The organism is Salinicola sp. (assembly GCF_982684285.1).
Genome location: NZ_CEXLVS010000168.1, coordinates 1 through 9,320, shown reverse-complemented (window position 1 = coordinate 9,320; position 9,320 = coordinate 1). Strand labels below are relative to the sequence as shown.

10 protein-coding genes are annotated in these 9,320 nt (G+C 65.1%); 2 read left to right on the top strand and 8 right to left on the bottom strand.

Annotated features, from left to right (window positions below; translation table 11 throughout):
• From AC3AYF_RS14325 to AC3AYF_RS14305, 5 genes are all read right to left on the bottom strand, one after another.
• A partial coding sequence (locus tag AC3AYF_RS14325) for a hypothetical protein (protein WP_295038624.1) occupies positions 1 to 427 on the bottom strand: 427 nt, incomplete at its 3' end.
• Between the two features lie 103 nt (positions 428 to 530).
• Complete coding sequence (locus tag AC3AYF_RS14320) at positions 531 to 1,076, bottom strand: dihydrofolate reductase (RefSeq protein ID WP_295038622.1); 546 nt, start codon at positions 1,074 to 1,076, stop codon at positions 531 to 533.
• On the bottom strand, positions 1,073 to 1,867 hold the full coding sequence (locus AC3AYF_RS14315) for a thymidylate synthase (protein ID WP_295038620.1): 795 nt from the start codon (positions 1,865 to 1,867) through the stop codon (positions 1,073 to 1,075). The genes AC3AYF_RS14320 and AC3AYF_RS14315 overlap by 4 nt, the downstream gene beginning before the upstream one ends.
• A 112-nt stretch (positions 1,868 to 1,979) precedes the next feature.
• Positions 1,980 to 2,786 (bottom strand): prolipoprotein diacylglyceryl transferase, encoded by an 807-nt coding sequence (lgt, locus tag AC3AYF_RS14310; RefSeq protein WP_487779899.1) that lies wholly within the window; start codon positions 2,784 to 2,786, stop codon positions 1,980 to 1,982.
• A gap of 203 nt (positions 2,787 to 2,989) precedes the next feature.
• Positions 2,990 to 3,781: a sulfite exporter TauE/SafE family protein gene (locus AC3AYF_RS14305; RefSeq protein WP_295038614.1), complete on the bottom strand. Its 792-nt coding sequence runs from the start codon at positions 3,779 to 3,781 to the stop codon at positions 2,990 to 2,992.
• Between the two features lie 232 nt (positions 3,782 to 4,013).
• Here AC3AYF_RS14305 and AC3AYF_RS14300 point away from each other — a divergent pair, with 232 nt between their 5' ends.
• On the top strand, positions 4,014 to 4,787 hold the full coding sequence (locus tag AC3AYF_RS14300; RefSeq protein ID WP_295038613.1) for an NRDE family protein: 774 nt from the start codon (positions 4,014 to 4,016) through the stop codon (positions 4,785 to 4,787).
• Here AC3AYF_RS14300 and ptsP read toward each other — a convergent pair.
• Both ptsP and AC3AYF_RS14290 read right to left on the bottom strand, forming a co-directional pair.
• Positions 4,778 to 7,039 (bottom strand): phosphoenolpyruvate--protein phosphotransferase, encoded by a 2,262-nt coding sequence (ptsP, locus tag AC3AYF_RS14295; protein WP_295038611.1) that lies wholly within the window; start codon positions 7,037 to 7,039, stop codon positions 4,778 to 4,780. The genes AC3AYF_RS14300 and ptsP overlap by 10 nt on opposite strands.
• 130 nt (positions 7,040 to 7,169) lie before the next feature.
• Positions 7,170 to 7,670, bottom strand: coding sequence for an RNA pyrophosphohydrolase (locus tag AC3AYF_RS14290; protein WP_295038609.1), 501 nt, complete (start codon positions 7,668 to 7,670; stop codon positions 7,170 to 7,172).
• Positions 7,671 to 7,967: 297 nt separating this feature from the next.
• On the opposite strand from AC3AYF_RS14290, the gene AC3AYF_RS14285 reads away from it, so the two are divergent.
• The gene (locus tag AC3AYF_RS14285) at positions 7,968 to 8,636 is read left to right on the top strand and encodes a histidinol-phosphatase (protein WP_295038608.1); all 669 of its coding nucleotides are present in this window, start codon (positions 7,968 to 7,970) and stop codon (positions 8,634 to 8,636) included.
• A 105-nt stretch (positions 8,637 to 8,741) separates the two neighbouring features.
• On the opposite strand, the gene rsd is transcribed toward AC3AYF_RS14285, so the two are convergent.
• A complete protein-coding gene (gene rsd, locus AC3AYF_RS14280) occupies positions 8,742 to 9,260 on the bottom strand; it encodes a sigma D regulator (protein ID WP_295038606.1) in 519 nt (172 codons plus the stop codon).
• Positions 9,261 to 9,320: the final 60 nt, after the last annotated feature.

Below are 9,320 nucleotides of genomic sequence, written 5' to 3'. Positions count from 1 at the left end.
TTGATTCGGGTTCAGCGTCAGGTGGCGCGGTATTTACCGGTTCGGCACGCGCGACATCCACATGGCGATCGGTCTCGGAAAGCGCCCTTTCATGGGAAGGCGAAGACGTCAGCCGCTGCAGCGGGGAGACCGGAGCGTGACGACCCGCTCTAGTGCCAGCGTCATCACCCGGTTTCGACCGCGGCCGCCGAAATGCCAGATTGCCCAGACCACGGGCGCGCGTACCGCCGTCCGGATCTTCGTTATGATCCTGCCCCTTGACCACCATGGGGTCCAGTTCGGCCAGCGCCAGCAGGCGCTCCTTGAGGGCTCGATTCTCGGCCTCCAAGGCCTTGCACCGCTCTTTCTCGGCTTCCAAAGCGGCTTGGCCCGCTTCGACCTGGTGCTCGATGGCAGCCAGGAGCGCCTGTGTTCGATCCGTCAACACGGCACAACTCCTCTCAAGTCCTCTCAATCTACGTAGGGACATGCCATCGCGCATCCTGACGAGTGGCACTCGATCCCTCCTGGCCGCATGGCCCTGCCGAGACTCAGCCAGAACCGGCCGCCCGACGGTATTGGACGAAAGCATAGTCCGGCTGGCCTGGCTGCGGCGGCATCACGGAACGCTCCACCTCCTGCCACTCCCCGTTCAGGAAGTCGGGGAAGAATGCGTCCCCTTCGATCTCGACGTCCACCTCGGTAAGCTGGAGCCTGTCGGCGACGGGCAGCGCCTGGCGATAGATCTCTCCACCGCCCATCACCATGATCTCGGCCGCAGCGTCGATCACCGCTTGATGATCGGCAAGTTGCAGCGCCTCGTCCAGGGAGTGGCACACCCTGATTCCCTCGCGATGATAGTGCCGGTCGCGGGTGATCACGATATTCAGGCGCCCGGGCAGCGGTCGACCGATCGACTCGAACGTCTTGCGCCCCATGACCAGCGGCTTGCCAAGCGTGAGCGACTTGAATCGCTTGAGATCCTCCGGCAAGTACCAGGGCAACCGATTGCCCACGCCGATGACGCGGTTGCGGGACAGCGCCGCGATCATGGCGATCGGCGTTTCCGGCTTCATTGGCGATGTCAGGTCACTCATACGGCAATGGGCGCCTTGATGGAAGGATGGGATTCGTACCCCTCGATGGCGATATCCTCGAAGCGGAAATCGAAAAGATCATCGACCGACGGATTCAGCTTCAGGGTCGGCAGCGCCAACGGTTCACGCGAGAGCTGCAGCCGGGCCTGATCGAGGTGATTGAGATAGAGATGGGCGTCGCCCAAGGTATGCACGAACTCGCCGGGCTGGAGCCCGCAGACCTGGGCGATCATGTGCGTCAGCAGCGCGTAGCTGGCGACGTTGAACGGCACGCCCAGGAAGATATCGGCACTGCGCTGGTAGAGCTGGCAGGAGAGCGCGCCGTTGGCGACGTAGAACTGGAACAGCGCATGGCAAGGCGGCAGTGCCATTTCATCGACCAGCGCGGGGTTCCAAGCCGAGACGATATGTCGGCGGGAGTCCGGGTTGCGGCGTATCTGCTCGACCAGCCTGGCGATCTGGTCGATATGCCCGCCGTCGGGGGTCGGCCAGCTTCGCCACTGGTAGCCGTAGACGGGGCCGAGATCGCCGTCGGCATCCGCCCACTCGTCCCAGATCGAGACGTTGTGCTCGTGCAGGTAGGCGACATTGGTATCGCCCCGGAGAAACCACAGCAGCTCATGGATGATCGAGCGCAGATGGAGCTTCTTGGTGGTTACCAGGGGGAATCCTTCACCCAGATCGAAGCGCATCTGGTGGCCGAACACGCTAAGCGTCCCGACGCCGGTCCGATCGGCTTTTTCAACGCCGCTATCCAGCACGCGCTGCATCAAGTCGAGATAAGGCCGCATGGGCACGCTCCTTTACCAGTGACAGGCTCGGCGCAGGCGACGAGCCCATCGAAACACTCTCGATTTCAAGGCCGCTTGAAACCTCGGCGGCCAACCACTCGACGACGCTCGCTCAGCGCGCGGGCTGCCCCGGGCGGGCGTCGTCCACCTCATTGTGACGCGACCAGGCGATCAGCGCGACACCAGCGATGACCATCGGCAGTGACAGCAGCTGCCCCATGGTCAGCCAGTCGAAGGCGATGAACCCCAGTTGCGGATCCGGGCGGCGGAAGAACTCCGACAGGAACCGAAACGCGCCGTAGCAGATCAGGAAGAGCCCCGAGACGAAGCCTCGTCGGCGCGGGGTCAGGGACGCCATCCACAGCACGCCGAACAGCACCACACCCTCGAGAAAGAACTGGTAGAGCGAGGAGGGATGGCGCCCCTGCCCTCCCATTCCCGGGAAGACCAGCGCCCAGGGGGCGTCCGTCACGCGGCCGGGCAGTTCATGATTGATGAAATTCCCGATGCGCCCCGCCCCCAGGCCGATCGGTACCAGCGGCGCGATGAAATCCGTGAGCTGGAAGAACGCCAGGCCGTGCTTGCGCGCGAACAGCAAGGCGGCCAGCAGCACCCCCAACAGCCCTCCATGGAAACTCATGCCGCCGTCCCAGACCTGGAATATCCACAGCGGGTTGTCCACGAACCGGTCGAGACCATAGAACAGCGCATAGCCGATACGACCGCCGAGCACCACCCCGAGCGCCCCGTAGAACAGCATGTCGCCGATGTCATCGCGCTTGAGCCCCAGGCGGTCGGCACGCAGGCGCCCCAGCCACCATGCCCCCACGAAGCCGACGACATACATCAGTCCATACCAGTGCACCTTGAGCGGGCCCAACGAAACGGCCACCGGGTCGATCTCGGGGTAAGCCAGCATGCTTTCTCCTTGGCTACGAAAGAGTTATGGGAAACGCTGAATAAATCGGCGAGCAGGATGAAGTGGGCGGCACTCCGTCGCAAGGCGCACGGAGCGCAGGAACCGGAGCATATGGGTTATATGTGAGGATTCCGGCCGGGCTGGCGCTCCAGCACCGCGCAACGAAGCCGATTCACCTGCGCAGACATTTATGCAGTGTTTCCTTAGCCGATCATCAGCTTGATCCCTACTACGATCAGCAGGAGGGCAAAGATACGTCGCAGCGTCCTGGCAGGCAATGCATGGGCGACCTTGACGCCGACCCGGGCCATCGGAACACTGGTCACCATCAGGCCGAGAAAAGCCGGCCACATCACATAGCCGGTCGCCCCCGTCGGCAGGGTCATCTCGCCCCACCCCACGACGACATTGGTCGCGGTGCCGATCAACGCAATCGGCAGGCCGATGGCCGACGAGGTTCCCACCGCTTCCGTCATCCGGCTGGTGAAACGCGACAGCCACGGCACCGACATGACCCCGCCGCCGACGCCGAACAGCGTCGAGACGCCGCCGATCAATGCCCCGGCCGAGGTCATCGGCCAGCGTCGCGGCTCCCGCCCCAGGGTCGCGGGCGGGCGAGTCAGCAGCATTTTCAGCGCCATCACCACCGCGAAAATCCCGAACAGACGCGTCAGCGCATGACCGGGCAGTACCGAGGCAAGCAGCACGCCGAGAATCCCACCCATCAGCAATCCCGGCATCATCAGCCGAAGCCAGTCCTGCCTCACGCTGCCCCGCCGCCAGTGCCCCCAGGCGGAAGAGGCACCGGTGACCACGATGGTCGCCAGCGACGTCCCTACCGCCAGATGTGCGACGACTGCGGGATCGAACCCCTGGGCGAGAAAGGTGAATACCAGCGCGGGGACGATGACGATGCCCCCGCCAATACCGAACACGCCCGCCATCAGACCCGCAGCGGCGCCGACCAGGAGATAGATCGCGATAGCCGTCAGCATCGGACGCCTCCATGCCTGACGGACCCCGGTGTCGAGGGAGCAAGAGCGCCTGCCGCCGGCCTGGCGATGGAGGACGAGAGGGATGTGGGCATGTGACGGGTCCTGTAAGACACGAGGCAACGGAGCGGAGAGCTGGCACGGGTCGCTAGCGCGCTTATGGTACTCTGCCGACGGGGCCGTGTCATGGCGGCGCCCCGACATCCCCCATCGCCCTCTCGCTGGAGATCGCCGCATGTGCTTGATCGTGTTCGATTGGCAGCCCCAGGCAGCGGTGAGACTGCGCCTCGCCGCCAATCGCGACGAGTTCCACGCCCGCCCGGCCGAAGCGCTGCATCGCTGGCCCGGCAGCAGCCTGATCGGCGGCCGGGACCTGGTTGGCGGGGGAACTTGGCTAGCAGCGACGCCCACGAGGATGGCCGCCCTGACCAACGTCAGGGAGGAGCAGGCGCCAACGCCCGACGGCGCCCCCAGCCGCGGCGAGCTCGTGCGCCAGGCTCTCGAGGTCGACGATCCGGCGGTGTGGCTGGAGACGCTGGCATCGGATGGCGCCGCTCCCTACGCCGGATTCAATCTGCTGGTGATGTCGGATACCCGGATGTGGACGCTTCATCACAGTCGCCATGAGACCCATTGGCGGCTCGTGTCGCCCGGTCTGCATGGCTTGTCCAATGCCGGTCTCGATACGCCCTGGCCCAAGGTCGTTCAGGCTCGGGAGGCGCTGCGACAGGCGCTGACGACGAGGGATTGGCGGGTCGGCATGCGGTCGGCCATGGGCGATACGCGCCAGGCATCGCTCGACGAGCTCCCCCACACCGGGGTTGCCCGGGACCTCGAGCGCCGGCTCTCGGCGGCGTTCATCGAAGGACAGGAGTACGGGACGCGAGCCACGACGCTGGTCTCGGTCTCGACGGCGGAAACGACATTGGAGGAGCAGCGCTTCGCGGCGGGCGGTGCGCCGATCGGCGAGGCCACACGCCTGGCGATGCCCACGATGGCTCAGTCCTGAGGCGGCAGCAGGTGGCCAATCTGCCAGTCGGTCAGACGCTGACGAAGGTGCTCCCTGACCACCGCCGTGGTCGGCAGCGACAGTGTCTCCGACACCAGCGCGCGAGCATCGCCGATACTGACGCGCCGGATCGCGGCCCGCACCCTTGGCAGGCTGGGCGCATTCATCGACAGCGCATCGAAGCCCATGCCCATCAGCAACAGTGCCCCGGCGGGATCCCCGGCCAGCTCACCGCAGACAGAAGCGGGAATCTGCAGTTGCCGGCTCTCCTGCGCAAGACGCGACAGGGCGTTGAGCACAGCCGGGTGACAGGCATCGTAGAGCCCGGCCACCCTCGCGTTGTTGCGGTCCACCGCGAGCAGATACTGGGTCAGGTCGTTGCTTCCCACCGAGAAGAAGTCGACCCGGTCCGCCAGCGCAGCCAGCTGGTAGAGTGTCGCGGGCACCTCGATCATCACCCCGACCTTGGGCGAGGCGACCTCGATGCCCTCCTCGGCAAGCTCCTCGCGAGCGCGCGCCAGCAGGCGTAGCGCGGTATCGACCTCGTCCACGCTGGTGATCATCGGCAACAGGATGCGCAGATTGTCCAGCTCTCGCGATGCCATCAGCATGGCGCGCATCTGGACCATCAGCACTTCCGGATGGTCCAGCGTGACGCGGATGCCACGCCAGCCGAGAAACGGGTTGGCCTCGTTGATCGGAAAATACGGCAGGTCCTTGTCGCCACCGATGTCGAGTGTGCGCATGACCACGGGAAGCGGGGCGAAACTGGCCAGTTGCTCGTGATAGAGCCGGGTCTGCTCCTGCTCGCTGGGGAAGCGCTCGTTCATCATGAACGGGACTTCCGTCCGGTAGAGCCCCACCCCGCTGACACGCGGCTTGAGCTGGGCGACGGCATCCACCGCCAACCCGGTATTGACCATGAGCGGCATGACGTGACCGTCGGAGGTCTCGCTGGGCAGGTGCTGCTCGTGCTCCAGCACTTCCGCCAGCGCCTGCTCCTCCTTGATCAGGCGTTCGTAGCGCTTGGCCAGTTGGGCATCGGGCCGCACGAACAGCCGCCCCCGATGGCCATCGAGGATCGCCTTGGCCCCGTTGATCCTCGGCAGCGGCAGGTCGACCATGCCCAGCACGGTGGGGATGCCCATGGCGCGGGCCAGGATGGCGACGTGGGAGTTGCTGGAGCCACGAATCGAGACCAGCGCCGCCAGGCGCTTCCTGGGCAGTTCGCCCAGCGTCGCCGCGCTGATCTCGTCGCCGACCAGAATGGCGTTGTCGGGATAGGTCGAGGGGGTCCGCTCGTTGCCTTCCTGCAGGTGGGCCAGCACCCGGCGGCCCAGATCCCGGATATCGGCCGCCCGCTCGCGCAGATAGCCGTCATCCACCCGCTCCAGATACTGCGTATGGCGACGCACCACATCGGCCAGCGCTCCCGGTGCCCACTGCCCCTCCCGGATCCGCTTCTCCACCTCGTTGCCCAGCGCGGCATCTCCCAGCATCTGCTGGTAGACGTCGAAGAGCGCGAGCTCCTGGGTGGAAATCCGGCTGGCCAGGCGGGCTCCCGCCTTGCGGATATCCTCCCGCACATGGGCGAGCGCGGCATGGAGGCGGACCACCTCGGCATCCGGATCGGTCGGAATCAGGTCCGGCACGCTATCCAGGTCGGCAGGCGGGGCGATCACCACGATCTCGCCGATCGCCATTCCCGGCGACGCCGCCACGCCGGAAAACATCGCCTGTCCGTCGGGCCCCGTGGGCCGACTGAGCGTCCCCGATACCAGCGCATGGGCCAGCACGCCCGCCAGTTGTGCCGCCATCGTGACCAGGAATGCCTCGTCGCCCTCGTCGAAACGCCGCTTCTCCTGCTGCTGGACGACGAGGACCCCGAGCATCCGCCGCTGATGGATGATCGGCACGCCGAGGAAGCTCGAGAAACGCTCCTCTCCCGTCTCGGCGAAGTAGCGGAACTGCGGATGGGACGGCGCGTCTTCCAGATTCAGCGCCTCTTCGCGCTGCCCGACCAGCCCGACCAGCCCCTCTCCCAGGCGCAGGGTCACGACACCCACGGCCTGGGTGCGCAGGCCGATCGTGTCCATCAGCACCAGTCGATCGCGTTCGCGGTCGAACAGGTAGATGGAGCAGACGTCAGTACGCATCGCCTTCCGGATTCGGCGCACCATGGTGGCCAGCGCGGCATCCAGGCTACGTGCGCCGTTGACTTCCTGAACGATGCGGCGAAGGGTATCGAGCATGAGCCTTTTCTTGTGGGCGAGGAGATCCTCGTCGTGGCATCAATGGCCGGTAAGACGCCACCCCTGAATGCCACGCGACAGTCGTCGCCATCAGGGGGGAGTCACTCAGCCGTGAATCGTGCTGCCGGCCTCAAAGCCTGGCCATTTCCTCCAGAGAGAGTCGATGGAATTCGGGCGCCAGTTCCCGCAGCGCGCGCCGGTAGACCTCGCGCTTGAAGGACACGACCTGCCCGAGAGGATACCAGTAACTCACCCATCGCCAGCCATCGAATTCCGGCTTGGGCGTGCTGTCCACGCAGACCTGACTGTCGTGACAGCGAATTTTCAGCAAAAACCACTTCTGCTTCTGACCGATACAGATCGGTTTCGAATGCGTTCGGACCATGCGCCGGGGGAGACGGTAGCGCAGCCAGCCACGCGTACAGGCGACCACATCGACATCCTTGGACGTCAGCCCGATTTCCTCCTCGAGTTCCCGGAAGAGTGCCTGATGTGGCGTCTCGCAAGCCTTGATGCCTCCCTGCGGAAACTGCCACGCTTCCTGACCCGCCCGACGCGCCCAAAGCAGTTGGCCATCACAGTTGGCGATGATGATGCCAACGTTCGGCCGAAAGCCATCGGCGTCTATCACAGCGTTCACCTTAGCTCAATCGTCGTTGGGATCATTCTTCCACAAAGCGAGAAAGGGCATCAATACGCCTTAAGCCAACCGGCGCCAAAACCCCGACGTCAAGACGCCCCTCGAACGGCTCTTGCGCCCACGCCTTTGACGACAAGGAGTTATCGCCCGGCAACCGCCACGGGCGCCACCGCCGGCGTGGGCAAAGCGGCGGGAGTTTGCGATACTGCCGTGCACCCGCACCCGCGATTCGAACGGCAACGTCGTTGCCCCGAACGACACACGAACGACACAGGACAGGAGCCAACCTTGAGTCTGGCCATCTTCGATCTCGACAACACCCTGCTGAGCTGTGACAGCGACCACGCCTGGGGCGAATTCATGGTGGAACAGGGCGCGGTGGATGGCGAAGCCTACCGGCGTGCCAATGACCAGTATCTGCGCGACTATCGGGCCGGCGAGCTGGACATCATGGCCTATCTCTCGATGGCGCTGAAGCCGCTGTCCGAGCATAGCGAAGAGCAGCTCAACGCCTGGCACCAGCAATTCATGGCCTGCAAGATCGAGCCGCATGTTCTGCCACAGGGCGAGGAGCTACTGGCGTGGCACCGCCAGCGAGGCGATTTCCTGCTGATCGTGACCGCGACCAACCGGTTCATCACCGGCCCCATCGCCCGGCGCCTCGGTGTCGACGATCTCATCGCGATCGAGGCGGAGCGGGAAAATGGGCGCTACACCGGCCGCGTGGAGGGTGTCCCCAGCTACCGTGAAGGCAAGGTCACGCGGGTCAGAGAGTGGCTGGAGGAACACCCCACCCTGGCGCTGGACGACGCCTGGTTCTACAGCGACTCGATCAACGATCGATACCTGCTCGAGGAAGTCGCCACGCCGGTGGCCGTCGACCCCGACGAGGAGCTCGAGAAACTGGCCCGGGAGCGAGGCTGGCGCATACTCTCCTTGCGAGCGCCATCGGCGTAGCCTTGCCGCGGGCGGACCGGACCAGGCCGTGACGCCCTGGCGGGAACCAGGGCGTCGCGGGATCGAAACTCGAAACAAGGAAACGGCACCGGGGGAAAGCGGTACTCACTCCGTCCGCAGGGATTGGCCGTCTCGCGCAGCCGCCGTCTCGGTGGACGAAGGCGCGTGCACCGCATGCAGCCGGCCGATCAACTGATCCTCAAGATCGAAGCGTTCGGTCATGGTGGCGCCCAGTTTTTCCAGCCAGCCCGGCAGCCGGTCGGTATAGCGCTGACAGCGTGACGGCGTTGCGTACTCACTGTCGAAATCGAGCACCAGCTGCGTCGAGGCGTCGACGCGAGCCAGGAGCCTGTCGGCCACCGCCAGCGCCTCCTGGTCGTCGAAGGCCTTGGCTTCCTCTCGCAGCTGCGGATAGATCTCGAAATGGCCGGCGCTGATGTAGTCCATCAGCGCTTCGCTGAAAGCGTCGATTCGCGCCTTGGGCACCGCCGACAGATCGGCATCGCAGAACTCACGGAGATCGACCAGCGTCACGAGCATGTCGTAGCGCTGATCCAGCCATCGATCGATCAGCGCGTGTACCCCGCCCCATCGCTCCCGAGCTGTCTTGCAATCTTCCAGCATGATCACTCTCCCTAGGGGGCTGTTGACGTTTCAGCGCAACCCGGAAGGCGAGCCATCAAG

Bases quoted from the DNA above. Each gene is read 5' to 3' on its own strand.
- AC3AYF_RS14315 (WP_295038620.1), bottom strand. From the start codon at position 1,867: ATGCGGCCTTATCTCGACTTGATGCAGCGCGTGCTGGATAGCGGCGTT.
- AC3AYF_RS14320 (WP_295038622.1), bottom strand. From the start codon at position 1,076: ATGAGTGACCTGACATCGCCAATGAAGCCGGAAACGCCGATCGCCATG.
- lgt (WP_487779899.1), bottom strand. From the start codon at position 2,786: ATGCTGGCTTACCCCGAGATCGACCCGGTGGCCGTTTCGTTGGGCCCG.
- rsd (WP_295038606.1), bottom strand. From the start codon at position 9,260: ATGCTGGAAGATTGCAAGACAGCTCGGGAGCGATGGGGCGGGGTACAC.
- AC3AYF_RS14305 (WP_295038614.1), bottom strand. From the start codon at position 3,781: ATGCTGACGGCTATCGCGATCTATCTCCTGGTCGGCGCCGCTGCGGGT.
- ptsP (WP_295038611.1), bottom strand. From the start codon at position 7,039: ATGCTCGATACCCTTCGCCGCATCGTTCAGGAAGTCAACGGCGCACGT.
- AC3AYF_RS14300 (WP_295038613.1), top strand. From the start codon at position 4,014: ATGTGCTTGATCGTGTTCGATTGGCAGCCCCAGGCAGCGGTGAGACTG.